Origin of the sequence: Stutzerimonas stutzeri SDM-LAC (assembly GCF_000235745.1) — a bacterium.
Taxonomy (GTDB): Bacteria; Pseudomonadota; Gammaproteobacteria; order Pseudomonadales; family Pseudomonadaceae; genus Stutzerimonas; species Stutzerimonas stutzeri_H.
In genome coordinates this window covers 95,342-110,158 of the sequence record NZ_AGSX01000043.1, presented here as the reverse complement: position 1 = coordinate 110,158, position 14,817 = coordinate 95,342, and the positions used below count along the sequence as shown (strand labels likewise).

Below are 14,817 nucleotides of genomic sequence, written 5' to 3'. Positions count from 1 at the left end.
AGGCTTCAGTCGCTACAGCCGTAGGTCAGCGACGGGCGATGATCCAGACCGCATGGATGATCCCCGGGATATAGCCCAGCAGGGTCAGCAGGATATTCAACCAGAAGGCGCCCCCAAGGCCCACTTGCAGGAACACCCCCAGCGGTGGCAGCAATATCGCGACGATGATGCGGATCAGGTCCATTGTGGTTCCCCTTAGGTCTGGATTAGCCAATCGGTCTACTGTGAATCGACCGGGTAGGCGCAAAGGGGTTCCTTTTCCTGCGGCAATCGGCGCGCCTGTAGACCGCGCGCCGGGGCGTTTCGATGGAGCAACCGCAACCGGGAAAGGCAGCGATTTCTAGCATCCGGTAGCGACCGTTTGAGTCGCCTGGGGCACCCGACGGGCGCAAGAGGGAGAGAACGCGGCTGGCCTTGGAATGCGGTCAGCTGAATGCGTTGATGCCGCCGGCCTTGTGAGCCGCGTGCAACGCCGAGCAGGTATCGCTTCAGCCCGCCGACTATCGCAGATACGCCCAGCCCGTCGCCATAAGCGGATGGTCGAACATGACAGTCAGCCGTCGGGTTCTGCGCCGCTAGTAACCCGTAGGCGGTTCGGATTTGTTGCGCTTGCGCCGGATGTTGAGCCATGACAGCACGGCCAATGCCAGCATCAGCCCGGTCATATTGTAGTTACCGATCGCTGCATACCCTAGTGCCGCGAGCGAACAGGCTACGAAGCCGATCCACCTTACATAGCCCATCATGGTGCGTACCGCGCCGCCAACGCGATCATCGTCTGGTTGCCTCATCAAACCGTCCTCGCCCGCATGCGCTCCAGCTCCTTGGCATCATGACTGCAAAAAAGCGTCACCTCATCTTTGTGTTCCAGCGATAGAGTCCACAAACGATGTTGATTGGCCAGGCGAGCCGGTCGATCCACTTCCATCATCCGCTGGTACAAACGCAGCCCCGGCGTGCAGTGACGCTCGGCCTGGCCAACTTCGTCTCGATAAAAGTATGCGTCACCGGCGTGCAACAGCCAGCCACTATCCGTCTGCAATGCGACTCCCGCGTGTCCGTGAGTGTGCCCCGTCAGCGGGATAAGCATGATTTCCGGTGGCAGGCCACGCAGCTCACGCACCGCCTGGAAGCCGAACCAGGTGTCGCCGCCCGGTTCGTAGAACTGCCAGTTACGGACGTCGTCCCATTGCTGGTGACGATACCGACGATCGCTGAGAAAACTGTGGGTCGTGCGCGCCGCGTCCATCTCCCGCTGCAGAACGTGAACCTGTGCGCTCGGAAAATCTACTAGCCCACCGGCGTGGTCGAAATCCAGATGCGTCAACACGATGTGTTGCACGTCCTGCGGGCTGAAGCCCAATTGCTGCACCTGCTCCAACGCCGTGAAGCGCCGCTCGAACTGGATATTGTTGACCGTGATGAAGAAGCTGCTGAGGCGCTTGCGCGGCTCCAGCACATCACAGCTGCCGAAGCCGGTATCCACCAGCACCAACCCGTGCGTGTCGGTCTCGATCAGAAGACAGTGACACACCAGACTCGCGGTAAGTCCGGAGCTGAAGCCGTCGAACAGCTTGCCCCCCACCGGACACATGCACCCGCAGTTGAGATGATGAACGCGCATACAAACTCCTCAGGGCCGGGAGGACGCCATCAACCAGGCTGTGTTGTCGTCCTGGAAATTCTGTCTCGTATCAGTGTGAGGCCGAGCAGCGTGGCAGAGTTCAGACACGCAGGGCCTCACTGATGACTTGAGTCAATGACCACCCTGGTCGCAGGGAACCTCCGTCTAGCTGAACTATCCTCCTAGAACTGTCGCAATCCCTCCCGGCCGAAACGCGAGGTCACGTTCGATGTGCCGTTACGTCGCCCAACGCCTCCTCTGGCTGATGCTGTTGCTGGCCTTCCCAGGCGCCAGCCATGGAGCTGGCCCAATCACGGTGCTGCGTGTCGATGGGGTCATCGGCCCGGCCAGCGCCGACTATGTGATTCGGGGAATCCAGCGAGCCCAGGACGCAGAGGCCCAGCTGCTGGTGCTGGAACTGGACACACCCGGCGGGCTGGACATTTCGATGCGCGGCATCATCAAGGAGATGCTCGCAAGCCCGGTGCCGATTGCCACCTATGTCACCCCCAGCGGTTCGCGGGCGGCCAGCGCTGGTACTTACATGCTCTACGCCAGTCACATCGCCGCAATGACGCCCGGCACCAACCTCGGCGCCGCGACTCCGGTGCAGATCGGTGGCAGCGGTGGCGGCCCACCGGCGCCTTCACCGGACGCCGAGAAAGAGGAAAAGAGCGGCGACGCCTTGAGCCGCAAGCAGGTGAACGATGCAGCCGCTTATATCCGCGGCCTGGCGCAACTGCGCGAGCGCAATGCCGAATGGGCCGAACGGGCCGTGCGCGAGGCGGTCAGCCTGTCGGCAACCGAGGCATTGGAGCTGAACGTAGTCGACTACCTGGCTGACGACCTCGATGACCTGCTGACCCAGCTCGACGGGCAAACCATCCAGACCGCCACTGGCCCGCAGACATTGAGGACAGCTGGCGCCACGGTCGAGCGCCATGACCCGGACTGGCGAGTCCGTCTGCTGGCGGTGATTACCAACCCCAGCGTTGCGCTGATCCTGATGATGATCGGCATCTACGGACTGGTCTTCGAGTTTTCCAACCCGGGCACCGGCGCCGGCGGCGTCATTGGCGGTATCTGTCTGCTGCTGGCGTTATTTTCGCTGCAACTGCTGCCAATCAACTATGCCGGGGTCGCCCTGATTCTCCTGGGCCTTGCGTTCATGGTCGCCGAAGCCTTCGTCCCCAGCTTCGGCGTGGTAGGCCTGGGCGGCGTTGCTGCTTTTGTCGCCGGTTCGGTGATCCTGATCGACACGGAGGTGCCAGGCTTCGGCATTCCATTGGCGCTGATCGGCACCCTTGGAGTCATCAGCGCACTGCTTGTCTTTGCCATCGTCAGCATGGCGCTCAAAGCCCGGCGGCAGCCCGTGGTCACCGGTGATGGCGAGCTGATCGGTACGCTGACCCGAATCACCAGTGTCGAGGCCGATCGTCCCGGCAATGGCTGGGTGCAGCTGCACGGCGAGCACTGGCAAGTGAGGGGAACGGCGCCGCTGCAGGTGGGCCAGCAGGTTCGCGTGGTGGCACGGCATGGCTTGCAACTGGATGTGATTGCGGCCAACGGGCCGTCAACCGAGAAGAGGTGAAACATGGGGCTTGAAATGAGTTTTATCGCCGTTGCGGTGCTGGTGATCGCACTGTTGGCATCCACCTTCCGCATCCTGCGCGAATACGAGCGTGGCGTGGTGTTTCAGCTGGGCCGCTTCTGGAAGGTGAAAGGGCCGGGACTGATCATGATCATTCCTGGTATTCAACAAATGGTCCGGGTCGATCTGCGCACCCTGGTGCTGGACGTACCGACCCAGGACGTAATCTCGCGCGACAACGTCTCGGTGAAGGTCAACGCGGTGGTGTATTACCGCGTGCTGGATGCCGAAAAAGCGATCATTCAGGTCGAGGATTACCACTCGGCTACCAGCCAGTTGGCGCAGACTACGTTGCGCGCAGTGCTGGGCAAGCATGATCTGGACGACATGCTGGCCGAGCGTGAGCAGCTCAACAACGACATCCAGCAGGTGCTCGACGCGCAGACCGATGCCTGGGGGATCAAGGTCGCCAACGTCGAAATCAAGCATGTGGACCTCGACGAATCGATGATCCGCGCCATTGCCCGGCAGGCCGAGGCGGAACGCGAGCGGCGCGCCAAGGTCATTCATGCAGAAGGCGAGCTGCAAGCATCAGAGAAACTGATGCAGGCCGCCGAAATGCTCGGCCGCCAACCCGGCGCCATGCAACTGCGCTACATGCAGACGCTGAGCAACATCGCTGGCGACAAGAACTCGACCATCGTCTTCCCGCTGCCCATGGAGCTGCTGCAAGGCATGGGCAACCTCTCCAAGAAATCCGAGTAACCGCACTTATGTCCCAACGCTCAGCCGTATCCGTTGTTCGCCTGCTCACGATGTTCATGCTGACGCTCACGCTTGGCGCCTGCGCGGCCTTCTCTCAGCGCGACCCACTCAACGTGCAGGTCGCCGGCATCCAGGCCCTGCCCGGCGAGGGACTGGAGCTGCGCATGGCGGTGAAACTGCGGGTGCAGAACCCCAACGATCGGCCACTGGATTACGACGGCATAGCGCTGGAGCTGGAAATCAACGGGCGCAACCTGGCCAGCGGCGTCAGTGACGCAAGCGGCACCATCCCACGTTTCGGCGAGACCGTATTGAGCGTGCCGATGACCATCTCGGCATTCTCTGCCGCGCGGCAAGCGCTGGGCCTGGCTGAGCATATCGGCATGGATGAAGTGCCCTATGTGCTGCGAGGCAAGCTGGCGGGCGGCAGGACGTTCGGCACGCAGCGGTTCGTGGAGAAGGGCACGTTTGATCTGAACGGCGCGCTGCCGAGCCCGTATCGGCGGTAGATCGCCAGAGCTCGCTGCTGGCAGGCGCGCTCTTGCAAGCGGGTCAGTTAGCCGCCGGTATCTCCCAACGCTTCGCGAGCAAGCTCGCTCCTACAAAAGGCATCCTATCTCGTTGAGTAGGAACGCTCGCTCGCAAATGGCAGGGCTGCCGAGCCGCCACAGTCGCGGCTGTCCGCCCTGCTCACTCCACCCGGCAGTGGCCGGCGCGGCAACGGTGAGCTTCATGAGTCGGGTCTGCCTGCATCAGTTTGCGGGTCACGCCGTTGGTCCAGCCGAAGCCATCCTGCAACGGGTACTCACCCCCGCCAGCATGCTCGGTGCAGGGTCGCAGCACATACTTCTCTACCAGCTTGCTCTCGCTTTCAAACAGCAAAGAAACGATCTTCAGCCAGCGCTCTTCGATCTGTAGCGCCAGTGCATCGTGGCCGTAGTGTTGCAGTCCACGGATGCCCATCCATTGCAGCGGCGCCCAGCCGTTCGGACGGTCCCACTGTTCACCCGTGCCGCTGGCTTCGGTGGTGGACAATCCGCCGGGGGCCAGCAACCGTTCACGGACAACTTCAGCCACCCGGGCTGCCTGCTCGGCGCTGGCATGCCTGATGAACAGCGGCGTCAGGGTCGCGGCGGTGAGATTGTCCCGCGGCTGCGCCAGGCACCAGTCGTAGTCGAAATAGGCACCGTGCTGCTCGCTCCACAAGTAATGATCGATCGCAGCCAGACGTTTTTCGGCGCGCCGATCGAACGCCTCGGCGCAATCATGCTGGCCCTTGGCGTGACTGAGACGGGCGATCTGCCGCTCGAGGTTGTAGAGAAAGCTGTTCAGGTCCACCGGGATGATCTGTGTGGTGCGAATGCTCGACAGCCGCTGAGGATCCGCCAGCCAACGCGAACTGAAATCCCAGCCGGACTCGGCACCGGCGCGCAGGTCGCGATAAACCTCATGTGCGGGCCGGCTGGATGAGCGCGCCGTTTCGACGTCTTCGAGATAAGACTCCTCGCGTGGCGTGTCGCGCTCATCCCAATAACGATTCAGCACACTGCCATCGGCCAGACAGACGCAGCGTCGATGCACTTCGCCGGGCCGCAGCTGATCGTCGCCGTCGGTCCAGAACGCATGTTCCTTGCGCAGCTGCGGCAGGTAAGCGCTGGCCGGATGCACTCCGGTCTCCTCGAAGAGGTCGGTCATCAACGCGAACACTGGCGGCTGCGAGCGGCTTAGATAGTAGGAGCGGTTGCCGTTGGGCACATGGCCGTAGGTGTCGATCAGGTAGGCGAAATTGTCGGCCATGGCCCGCAGCAACTCGCAATGCCCGCTCTCATCCAGGCCGAGCATGGTGAAGTAGGAATCCCAGTAATACAGCTCGGTAAAACGACCGCCCGGCACTACATAGTCGTGGGGCAGCGGCAGCAGCGAGGAAAATTCCGGGTGCTGGCGCGGGTGACGGGTCAGCACGGGCCAGAGTCGGTCGATGTGCTCAATCAGGGTATTGTCGGGGTCGGAGACAAACTCGGTCGGTCGCCGCTGATAGACCTCGAAATGCTCCAGCACAAAGCCGCGCAGATCGAAACCCGGCTGGCCGTTCTGCGCCCGGTAGGCTTCGAGGATGCGTTCAGGATGCTGCCGCGGGGCGCAGTCGACGAAGGTCTTGCTGTCGGCAAACACACGTTGCATCTGCACAGCAACGAACAGCTCCTGGTAACGGTCCGCCGGACTCAGGGTGTCTGCGGCCGAAACCGCGCGGGTGTCGTAATCGAAAGCGCTCGAAGAGGTATCGGTCATTGCTCGCTGTAATTCCATAGCAGTCCACCATCTATCACCAGTGTAGTGCCGGTGACGTAGTCGGCATCGTCCGAGGCGAGAAAGGCCACCGCGCCCGCCACATCGTGCGGCTGCCCCAGGCGTTTGGCCGGTATGTTCTGAAGCAGCCCGGCAAGCTTCTCCGGTTGGTTCATCAGGGTCTGATTGATGGGCGTCTCGATCGCTCCCGGTGCAACGTTGTTGACCGTGATCCCCAGCGGCGCCAGTTCGATCGCCAGGTTGCGCGTCAGCATCTTGAGGCCGCCCTTGCTGGCGCAGTAGGCACTGAAGTTTGGAAAGGGCAGCTCTTCGTGAACCGAGCTGTTGTTGATGATTCGCCCGCCTCGCCCGGTGTCGCACAGGTGACGGGCAAAGGCCTGAGACAGGAAGAACGGGCCGCGCAGATTGACGTTCAGCACCTGGTTGTAATCCGCCTCGCTCACATCGAGGAAGGCGTCGTGCCTTTGCACGCCGGCGTTATTGACCAGAATGTCCAGCCGGCCCATTTGCTCGACGGCCTGCTCGACCAGCCGATAGCAATTGGCGGGTTCCGCCACATCCGCGGCGATGAAGCAGACGCGATGCCCCAGGCCGCGCACCTGCTCGAGTGTTTCACGCGCCTGCTCGTCATCACGTCGCCCATTGATCACCAGATCGGCACCCTCCTGGGCCAGGCGTATGGCGATGCCGCGGCCGATGCCCTGGGAGCTGCCGGTAACCAGGGCGACCTTGTTCTGCAGTTTCATCGAACACCTCGTGTGGCTGTCGGGCCGCAGTGGCGACCGCTGAGTCCTCCCAAGGTGAGACGGGCAGTGACCAGACGCGTTCAACGAAGCCTGTTTGCGAATGCTTCGGGCATCGCTCCAATACAGGCTCAACGGCAGACAAAGCGGATCGCCGAGCGCAAAATGGCCGGCTCTCTACCGCCCCCGTTTTCAGGACGTCCATGGACACCGTCGATTTGCGCAAGGGTTACCTGCTGGGTCTGTTGACCTTTTCCATCTGGGGCCTGTTTCCGCTCTACTTCAAATCCATCGAACAGTACGCGGCGCTGGAAATCGTCACTCAGCGCGCCATTTGGTCGGCCCTGTTCGGCACGCTGGTGCTGAGCCTCTGGCGGCACCCCGGCTGGTGGCAGGAGTTGCTGGCCCATCCGCGACGAATCGGCGTGCTGATGATTTCCAGCGTGCTGATCGCCAGCAACTGGCTGATCTACGTCTGGGCGGTGAATAACGGTCACATGGTCGAAGCGAGCCTGGGCTACTACATCAACCCACTGGTCAACGTGCTGCTGGGGCTGATCGTGTTGCGTGAACGGCTGCGGCCGTTGCAATGGGTTGCCGTGGCGATGGCCGCGGTCGGCGTTCTACTGCAATTGGCCACGCTCGGCGATTTTCCCTGGGTGTCGATTGCGCTGGCGTTGAGCTTTGGCAGCTATGGCCTGTTGCGCAAGCAGGCACCGGTCGCCGCCCTGCCAGGCTTGGTAGTGGAAACCTGGCTGCTGCTACCCATTGCGCTTGGCTGGCTGTTTTTCTTTGGCACCGGCCCGAGCACCGAGTGGTCGCTCTGGACCGAACCACAGGCCCTTTGGCTGGTGGCCGCGGGGCCGGTGACCCTGTTGCCACTGCTGTGCTTCAACGCTGCAGCACGGCATCTGCCGTACTCGACGCTGGGGTTTCTGCAATACATAACGCCGACGCTGGTGTTGATTCTCGCGGTCTGGGTCTTCAACGAGCCCTTCCCCTCGGACCGCCAGCTGGCATTCATCTGCATCTGGGCCGGGCTTGCCGTGTACAGCTACGATGCCTGGCGACTGATGCGTAAGGCGGGTTGAGGCAACGGGCGGCATCAGTCCCGAGGTCTTTAAACGCCTCGCTTTGAAGCTTAAGAATGTCCTTTGGAGCGGGACATTCCACGGTAAATGCATAGCCCTCACTTTGTGGGAGCGGTCTCGACCGCGAATGACGCGCCGCGGTGGCCCGGAATGCGGTCGTCTGGTTTCAGGTGCTGTCCAGCGGCCCCCTGCCTCCGCTGGCGGATTGGAAGCTTCGCGGTCAAGACCGCTCTCACAGGCTGGGTGCCTGCCGCTCAGTCCACCGGCTGCAGCACAAGCTCGACCATCAGGTCGTCGGCCAGGGTTTCCAGATGCTGCTGCAGCTGATCGAGCGACAGCTCGGTGGGTACCGCCAGCCGTGCATCGGCCCGGAATAGCAATTCGTTGGTCATCGGCGCGGGCATCACGTCGGTGTCCAGGCTTTCCAGGTTCACACCGTGCCGGGCTAGCAGCTGGGTGATGTCACGGACGATCCCGGCGCGGTCGTTGCCCACCAGCTGAAGCTGAATCATCTGCCAACGGCGCTCGGGTTCGGCGCCGCTGTGCGCAACCAGCACACGAATGCCCTGCTGCTCCAGTTGCTGCAATGCCTCGATCAGGCCGGAATGCGCGTGGGCGGGCACTGCGACACGAAGAATGCCGGCGAACTGTCCAGCCATACGTGACATGCGACTCTCCAGCCAGTTGCCGCCGTGTTCGGCGACACATTTGGCCACTCGCTCGACCAGCCCCGGCTGATCCTCTGCAATGACGGTTAGAACGAGATGATCCATCTGTGACTCCTTGACGTGGGGGTAGACGGCGCCGGATACGGGCCGTGCGGACCGTGAACGCTATGGACCACATCCGCAGCGTCCGGCTCCATAGGTATAGAACAAACCACCGTGCGCGCCGGGCCAAAGCACGCCGAAAAGGCCGACGATACGGCATCAACCCCCGCCCCGCGGCGCTCTAGAGGCGCCCATTCGGCGGACTGATTTTCCGAACGGCTTCATGTAGTATCCGTCGACCCGGACTACAAGAAGAACAGTCCGACGGATTTGAAGAAGAACCAAGTGAGGCGAGTAATGACTGAGCGCGTTCAAGTCGGTGGCCTGCAGGTCGCCAAAGTCCTGTACGACTTCGTGAACAACGAAGCGATTCCTGGTACCGGCGTCGATGCCGATGCCTTCTGGGCCGGCGCTTCCAGCGTCATCCACGACCTGGCGCCGAAGAACCGCGCGCTGCTGGCCAAGCGGGACGACCTGCAAGCGCAGATCGACGCCTGGCATCAGGCCCGTGCTGGTCAGGCACACGATGCAGCGGCCTACAAACGCTTCCTGCAGGAAATCGGCTACCTGCTGCCGGAAGCCGAGGACTTCCAGGCCACCACTCAGAACGTCGACGAAGAAATCGCCAGCATGGCAGGCCCGCAGCTGGTGGTGCCGATCATGAACGCGCGCTTCGCCCTGAACGCCGCCAACGCCCGCTGGGGCTCGCTGTATGACGCGCTCTACGGCACCGACGCGATCTCCGAAGAAGGCGGCGCCAGCAAAGGCCCCGGCTACAACGAAGTGCGCGGCAACAAGGTCATTGCCTATGCCCGCGCCTTCCTTGACGAAGCCGCACCACTGGAAACCGGCTCGCATGCTGACACCACTGGCTACCGCATCGAGTCCGGCAAGCTGGTCGTCTCGCTGAAGGACGGCAGCACCACTGGCCTGCAGAACCCAGCGCAGCTGCGCGGCTTCCAGGGCGACGCCAACGCACCGATCGCGGTGCTGCTCAAGCACAACGGTATCCATTTCGAAATCCAGATCGACCCGGCCAGCCCCATCGGCCAGACCGACGCCGCCGGCGTAAAAGACATCCTGATGGAATCGGCACTGACCACCATCATGGACTGCGAGGATTCCATCGCCGCCGTCGACGCCGACGACAAGACTATCGTCTACCGCAACTGGCTCGGCCTGATGAAGGGCGATCTGGTCGAGGAGCTGGACAAGGGCGGCAAGCGCATCACCCGCGCGATGAACCCGGACCGCGTCTACACCAAGGCCGATGGCAACGGCGACCTGACCCTGCATGGTCGCTCCCTGCTGTTTATCCGCAACGTCGGCCACCTGATGACCAACGACGCCATCCTCGACAAGGACGGCAACGAAGTGCCCGAAGGCATCATGGACGGGCTGTTCACCAGCCTCGCCGCCATGCACAACCTCAAGGGCAACACCACGCGCAAGAACACTCGCACCGGCTCGGTCTACATCGTCAAGCCGAAGATGCACGGCCCGGAAGAAGTCGCCTTCGCCACCGAGCTGTTCGGTCGCGTCGAGGATGTTCTCGGCTTGCCGCGTAACACCCTCAAGGTCGGCATCATGGACGAGGAGCGCCGCACCACGGTCAACCTCAAGGCCTGCATCAAGGAAGCGCGCGAGCGCGTGGTTTTCATCAATACCGGCTTCCTCGACCGCACCGGTGACGAGATCCACACCTCCATGGAGGCCGGCCCGGTTGTCCGCAAGGCAGCCATGAAAGCCGAGAAGTGGATCGCCTCCTACGAGAACAACAACGTCGACGTGGGCCTGGCCTGTGGCCTGCAGGGCAAGGCGCAGATCGGCAAGGGCATGTGGGCCATGCCTGACCTGATGGCCGCCATGCTCGAGCAGAAGGTCGGCCACCCCATGGCCGGCGCCAATACCGCCTGGGTCCCCTCGCCGACCGCCGCCACGCTGCACGCCATGCACTACCACAAGGTCGACGTGCAGGCGCGACAGGTCGAACTGGCCAAGCGCGAGAAGGCATCCATCGACGACATCCTTACCATCCCGCTGGCGCCAGACATCAACTGGAGCGAGGAAGAGAAGCGCAACGAGCTGGACAACAACTCGCAGGGCATCCTCGGCTACATGGTTCGCTGGGTCGAACAGGGCGTCGGCTGCTCCAAGGTGCCGGACATCAACGACATCGCGTTGATGGAGGACCGCGCCACCCTGCGTATCTCCAGCCAGCACGTGGCCAACTGGATGCGCCACGGCGTGGTGACCAAGGATCAGGTGGTCGAGAGCCTCAAGCGCATGGCGCCGGTGGTTGACCGTCAGAACCAGGGCGACCCGCTGTACCGCCCGATGGCGCCGGACTTCGACAACAGCGTGGCCTTCCAGGCTGCCCTGGAGCTGGTCCTCGAAGGCACCAAGCAGCCCAACGGTTACACCGAGCCGGTCCTGCACCGCCGCCGTCGCGAGTTCAAGGCCAAGAACGGTCTGTAAGACTCGCCCAGCTGCAAACGAACCGCCCTACGGGGCGGTTTTTTTATCTTCCGAATCCGCCCAGCGGCGCTCAAGTTCGGCGTGCGGCAACCGATATCGTGACCAGACGAGCAAATCTAGTCACACTATGCTCCTATAGATGGCTCATAGCTATCACGCGTCATTTCGTAGTTTTCGCAGCCGATGTGGAGCCATGCATGTTCAAGAACCTCTCACTGACCGCCAAGCTTTCGCTGGTGCCCGCCGTAGCATTGCTCGGGCTGATCCTCTATGTCGGCTATACCTCGCTGCAGCTATCGGCGACCGATTCGCGGCTGGAAATGCTGGAAAGTCACAGCTACCCGACACTCGAAAAAGCCGATGCGGTGATCTTCCAGTTCTCGCGTCTACCGGGGTTGTTGAATAACGCGGTGGCGGCGGGCGAAGCGGGCATTCTGGGCGAAGCACGAGAGGTGCTGAGCGAGATAGATGCACAACAACAGGCGCTGACGACGCTGCTCAGCGGCCAACCGCAACGCCGACAGGCACTCGATAGCTGGCGCAATGCGGTCAAGGGCTACGCCGATAACGCGCTCGGCGCCTCCGCAAAGCTGATAGACGGGAGTGCCTCGTTCGATGACCTGCGACCGAGCCTGGATCGCATGGCCAGTGATCTGGCGCAGGCACAGAAACTGGCAAGCGAGTTCCGTGCAGGTGCCTACGCCGATTTCCAGCAAACCCTCGCCGAAACCCGCGAAGCCAACGAAACCACGACGCGGCTGGGCATCATTCTCAGCCTGGTGCTGATCGTCGTGGTAGGCCTTGGTGCCTGGCTGGTGATTCGCAGCGTCATGATCAACGTGCGGGGCGTGATCGCATCACTGCAGTCGATTGCCCGTGGCGATGGCGACCTCACCCAACGCGTGAATGTGCAATCGAACGACGAAATCGGCGCGATGATCGAGCTGTTCAACGGTTTCCTCGACAAGCTGCAACGCACCATTCGCCAGATCGTCGAAGCGGCCAGCCCGCTCGGTCAGGTATCGAAAGAGCTCTACAACCTGACTCAAGGCTCGGAAGAAAACGCCAAGTCGCAGCAGCACCACACCGACTCCATCACGCGCGACATCCTCACCATGACGGGCAGCATTCAAGAAGTAGCCCAGCGCTCGCAGCAGGCCTCCGAAGAAGCCAACTCCGCCGCGCGTCAGGCGACCACGGCGCGTGAGCACGTGAGCAGCCTGTCCAAAGGCATCACTGATCTGGGCAGCAGCGTGATGAGCGCGGTTCAGGCCATGGAGCAGCTGGAGGAGGAAACGCAAGAGGTGGGTTCGGTCCTCACGGTGATCCGCAGCATCGCCGAACAGACCAACCTGCTCGCACTCAATGCCGCCATCGAAGCCGCCCGCGCCGGTGAGCAAGGCCGCGGTTTTGCGGTGGTCGCCGACGAAGTGCGCAACCTGGCGCAGAAAACAGCCGCCTCAACCGCCGAGATCCAGCAAATCATTCAGCGCCTGCAAACAAGCGCCAATACCGTGCTCAATGTCATGAACAGCAATAGCGACAAGTCCCGCTCGAGTATTGAGCGCTCGATCGAGGCCACTCAGCTGCTCGAAACCATCACGCATACCGTCAACCAGATCGACGAACTCAACGCCGGCATCGCCCAGTTCACTCAGGAGCAGATCGGCCTGTCGAGTTCTATCCAACAAGAAACCCAAGTGTTGCAGCAGGACGCACAAGCAACCGCAAACGGCGCCGAAGCCACCGCCCGGTTGGGCGAGCAACTGGTCAGCACGGGCGATCACCTGCGTGCGGCCACGGCCCAATTCCGCGTTTAATTGTTCTAGGAGCATCCTGATGACCGCAGTACGTGTTATCGGCCTGGCAGCAGTCTGCCTGGCAACTACCCCGGCGTTCGCGCTGGACCAAGGCGAATACCGCTTCAACGGTTTCGGCACTGTTGGCTTCACTTACTTGGGTGGCGAGGACGACAGTCGCAGCTACGGTGTGCAGGGCCAGACCAACGACTCCTGGCGCGGCGACCAACTGTCCAAGTTCGGCGCGCAGCTGAGCTATGGCATCACCGATACCGTTGGCATGACCCTTCAGGCCACTGCCAAGGCTGAACAGGACGACTGGAAAGTCAATCTGGAGTGGGCCTACCTGTCCTGGCAGACTAACGATCAGCTGATGCTTCGTGCCGGTCGACTGCGTAGCCCGGTCTATATGTATTCCGAAAGCCTCGACGTTGGCTACAGCTACCCCTGGCTGCGCCTGCCCGATGAGGTCTACAGCCAGGTCCAGGTGACCAACTACGAAGGTGTCGACGCGGTCTACACCGTGCCGCTGTCCTACGGCTCGGTGACCTTCCAGGTTGCCGGTGGCCAGTCGAAGAACCGTGACTACTATGCCTACGACGAGCAGTTCGATATCGACTACGGCAACCTCTTCGGCGCCAGCGTGAGCATGGCGACCAACGATTTCGGCACCCTGCGCATCGGTTACGTGGAAGCCGACATCACCACCGACATCAGCGGCACCGTCACCGTAGCCCCGGGTGTGGTTGCGCCCCTGAGCCTGCTCACACTGGACAAAGAAAAAGGAAAGTTCACCTCGATCGGCTACCAGTACGACAACGGTACCTGGGTCAGCAGCAACGAGTGGACCTCGCGCATGATCGAGAATGACGACATGGAATCGATCGATTCCTTCTACCTGATGGGTGGCCGCCGTTTCGGCGACTTCCTGCCACACGTCACCTACGCTCAGCTGGATGACAACGGCGGTCGTCAGAGCTCCTGGACCCTGGGCCTGAACTACCAGGCCGCCCCGACCGTCGTGGTCAAGGGCGAGTACAAGCGCGTCGACACCAAGAACGGCTATGACGGCGTGTTTACTCGTAACGCTCAAGAAGTGTTCAACAACGCTGTGTACGACCTCAGCGCTGGCACCCGTGGCGCCCCGGCCCGCAACTACGACGGCGACATCGTTTCCGTCGGCGTCGATTTCGTATTCTGAGGAGCGTCCCGATGAAAGCATCCATTCGCATCCTCGGCGCTGCCGCGCTGTTCGGCCTGGCTTCCCTGGCTCAGGCCGAGGTCGCCGTCATCGTCAATCCAGGCGCGGCGAAGGCGCCTTCGCAATCTGAGGTCGCCAATATCTTCCTGGGCAAGGACAAGTCCATGAAGGGCGTCGACCTGAAAGACTGGACACCGGCCAAGGAAAGCTTCTACTCGGCAGTGACCAGTAAGAACGAGTCGCAGCTGAAGTCCTACTGGTCCGGCCTGGTGTTCACCGGCAAAGGCCAGCCGATGGCCAGCGTCGCCGACGAGGCGGCGGTGGTCGCCAAGGTCGCGGCGGAAGCCGACGCCATCGGCTATGTCGACAGCGCTGCGGTCAACGATTCGGTCAAGGTGTTGTTCACGCTGCCGTGATGACCTCCTGCCATTGAAGGAACCGCCCCTTG

At 62.1% G+C, this 14,817-nt stretch carries 14 protein-coding genes; 8 read left to right on the top strand and 6 right to left on the bottom strand.

Features of this window, described 5'->3' with window-relative positions; genetic code table 11:
* Positions 1-25: 25 nt before the first annotated feature.
* The 3 genes from PSTU_RS21185 to PSTU_RS0104540 form a co-directional block, all read right to left on the bottom strand.
* On the bottom strand, positions 26-184 hold the full coding sequence (locus tag PSTU_RS21185; protein WP_019339861.1) for a YqaE/Pmp3 family membrane protein: 159 nt from the start codon (positions 182-184) through the stop codon (positions 26-28).
* 391 nt (positions 185-575) lie between these two features.
* Positions 576-791: a hypothetical protein gene (locus tag PSTU_RS20450; RefSeq protein WP_019339860.1), complete on the bottom strand. Its 216-nt coding sequence runs from the start codon at positions 789-791 to the stop codon at positions 576-578.
* Positions 791-1,624, bottom strand: coding sequence for an MBL fold metallo-hydrolase (locus PSTU_RS0104540; RefSeq protein WP_019339859.1), 834 nt, complete (start codon positions 1,622-1,624; stop codon positions 791-793). Before PSTU_RS0104540 ends, PSTU_RS20450 begins: the two co-directional genes overlap by 1 nt.
* Positions 1,625-1,853: 229 nt before the next feature.
* Between PSTU_RS0104540 and PSTU_RS0104535 the strand changes: the two genes are divergently transcribed.
* Genes PSTU_RS0104535 through PSTU_RS0104525 form a run of 3 tightly spaced genes read left to right on the top strand, consistent with a single transcriptional unit; the run spans position 1,854 to position 4,489 of the window.
* Positions 1,854-3,215, top strand: a complete 1,362-nt coding sequence (locus tag PSTU_RS0104535; protein WP_019339858.1) for an NfeD family protein — start codon at positions 1,854-1,856, stop codon at positions 3,213-3,215.
* A 3-nt stretch (positions 3,216-3,218) separates the two neighbouring features.
* Positions 3,219-3,980, top strand: a complete 762-nt coding sequence (locus tag PSTU_RS0104530; protein ID WP_019339857.1) for a slipin family protein — start codon at positions 3,219-3,221, stop codon at positions 3,978-3,980.
* An 8-nt stretch (positions 3,981-3,988) separates the two neighbouring features.
* Positions 3,989-4,489: an LEA type 2 family protein gene (locus PSTU_RS0104525; protein ID WP_019339856.1), complete on the top strand. Its 501-nt coding sequence runs from the start codon at positions 3,989-3,991 to the stop codon at positions 4,487-4,489.
* Positions 4,490-4,670: 181 nt separating this feature from the next.
* On the opposite strand, the gene treF is transcribed toward PSTU_RS0104525, so the two are convergent.
* Positions 4,671-6,269, bottom strand: coding sequence for an alpha,alpha-trehalase TreF (treF, locus tag PSTU_RS0104520; RefSeq protein ID WP_019339855.1), 1,599 nt, complete (start codon positions 6,267-6,269; stop codon positions 4,671-4,673).
* Positions 6,266-7,033: an SDR family oxidoreductase gene (locus PSTU_RS0104515; protein WP_019339854.1), complete on the bottom strand. Its 768-nt coding sequence runs from the start codon at positions 7,031-7,033 to the stop codon at positions 6,266-6,268. The genes treF and PSTU_RS0104515 overlap by 4 nt, the downstream gene beginning before the upstream one ends.
* Before the next feature lie 200 nt (positions 7,034-7,233).
* On the opposite strand from PSTU_RS0104515, the gene rarD reads away from it, so the two are divergent.
* A complete protein-coding gene (rarD, locus tag PSTU_RS0104510; RefSeq protein ID WP_019339853.1) occupies positions 7,234-8,121 on the top strand; it encodes an EamA family transporter RarD in 888 nt (295 codons plus the stop codon).
* A 254-nt stretch (positions 8,122-8,375) separates the two neighbouring features.
* Here the strand turns inward: rarD and PSTU_RS0104505 are convergent, their stop codons facing one another.
* The gene (locus tag PSTU_RS0104505; RefSeq protein ID WP_019339852.1) at positions 8,376-8,894 is read right to left on the bottom strand and encodes a glycine cleavage system protein R; all 519 of its coding nucleotides are present in this window, start codon (positions 8,892-8,894) and stop codon (positions 8,376-8,378) included.
* Positions 8,895-9,188: 294 nt separating this feature from the next.
* Between PSTU_RS0104505 and PSTU_RS0104500 the strand changes: the two genes are divergently transcribed.
* From PSTU_RS0104500 to PSTU_RS0104485, 4 genes are all read left to right on the top strand, one after another.
* The gene (locus PSTU_RS0104500; RefSeq protein WP_019339851.1) at positions 9,189-11,369 is read left to right on the top strand and encodes a malate synthase G; all 2,181 of its coding nucleotides are present in this window, start codon (positions 9,189-9,191) and stop codon (positions 11,367-11,369) included.
* Positions 11,370-11,566: 197 nt separating this feature from the next.
* On the top strand, positions 11,567-13,189 hold the full coding sequence (locus PSTU_RS0104495; protein ID WP_019339850.1) for a methyl-accepting chemotaxis protein: 1,623 nt from the start codon (positions 11,567-11,569) through the stop codon (positions 13,187-13,189).
* A 19-nt stretch (positions 13,190-13,208) separates the two neighbouring features.
* A complete protein-coding gene (locus tag PSTU_RS0104490; protein ID WP_019339849.1) occupies positions 13,209-14,369 on the top strand; it encodes a hypothetical protein in 1,161 nt (386 codons plus the stop codon).
* 11 nt (positions 14,370-14,380) lie between these two features.
* Entirely contained in the window at positions 14,381-14,785 is a 405-nt protein-coding gene (locus tag PSTU_RS0104485) for a hypothetical protein (RefSeq protein WP_019339848.1), read from the top strand.
* The last annotated feature ends 32 nt before the right edge of the window (positions 14,786-14,817 follow it).

Bases quoted from the DNA above. Each gene is read 5' to 3' on its own strand.
- PSTU_RS21185 (WP_019339861.1), bottom strand. From the start codon at position 184: ATGGACCTGATCCGCATCATCGTCGCGATATTGCTGCCACCGCTGGGG.
- PSTU_RS0104505 (WP_019339852.1), bottom strand. From the start codon at position 8,894: ATGGATCATCTCGTTCTAACCGTCATTGCAGAGGATCAGCCGGGGCTG.
- PSTU_RS0104495 (WP_019339850.1), top strand. From the start codon at position 11,567: ATGTTCAAGAACCTCTCACTGACCGCCAAGCTTTCGCTGGTGCCCGCC.
- PSTU_RS0104540 (WP_019339859.1), bottom strand. From the start codon at position 1,624: ATGCGCGTTCATCATCTCAACTGCGGGTGCATGTGTCCGGTGGGGGGC.
- PSTU_RS0104530 (WP_019339857.1), top strand. From the start codon at position 3,219: ATGGGGCTTGAAATGAGTTTTATCGCCGTTGCGGTGCTGGTGATCGCA.
- treF (WP_019339855.1), bottom strand. From the start codon at position 6,269: ATGACCGATACCTCTTCGAGCGCTTTCGATTACGACACCCGCGCGGTT.
- PSTU_RS0104490 (WP_019339849.1), top strand. From the start codon at position 13,209: ATGACCGCAGTACGTGTTATCGGCCTGGCAGCAGTCTGCCTGGCAACT.
- PSTU_RS0104500 (WP_019339851.1), top strand. From the start codon at position 9,189: ATGACTGAGCGCGTTCAAGTCGGTGGCCTGCAGGTCGCCAAAGTCCTG.
- PSTU_RS0104485 (WP_019339848.1), top strand. From the start codon at position 14,381: ATGAAAGCATCCATTCGCATCCTCGGCGCTGCCGCGCTGTTCGGCCTG.
- rarD (WP_019339853.1), top strand. From the start codon at position 7,234: ATGGACACCGTCGATTTGCGCAAGGGTTACCTGCTGGGTCTGTTGACC.
- PSTU_RS0104525 (WP_019339856.1), top strand. From the start codon at position 3,989: ATGTCCCAACGCTCAGCCGTATCCGTTGTTCGCCTGCTCACGATGTTC.
- PSTU_RS0104515 (WP_019339854.1), bottom strand. From the start codon at position 7,033: ATGAAACTGCAGAACAAGGTCGCCCTGGTTACCGGCAGCTCCCAGGGC.
- PSTU_RS0104535 (WP_019339858.1), top strand. From the start codon at position 1,854: ATGTGCCGTTACGTCGCCCAACGCCTCCTCTGGCTGATGCTGTTGCTG.
- PSTU_RS20450 (WP_019339860.1), bottom strand. From the start codon at position 791: ATGAGGCAACCAGACGATGATCGCGTTGGCGGCGCGGTACGCACCATG.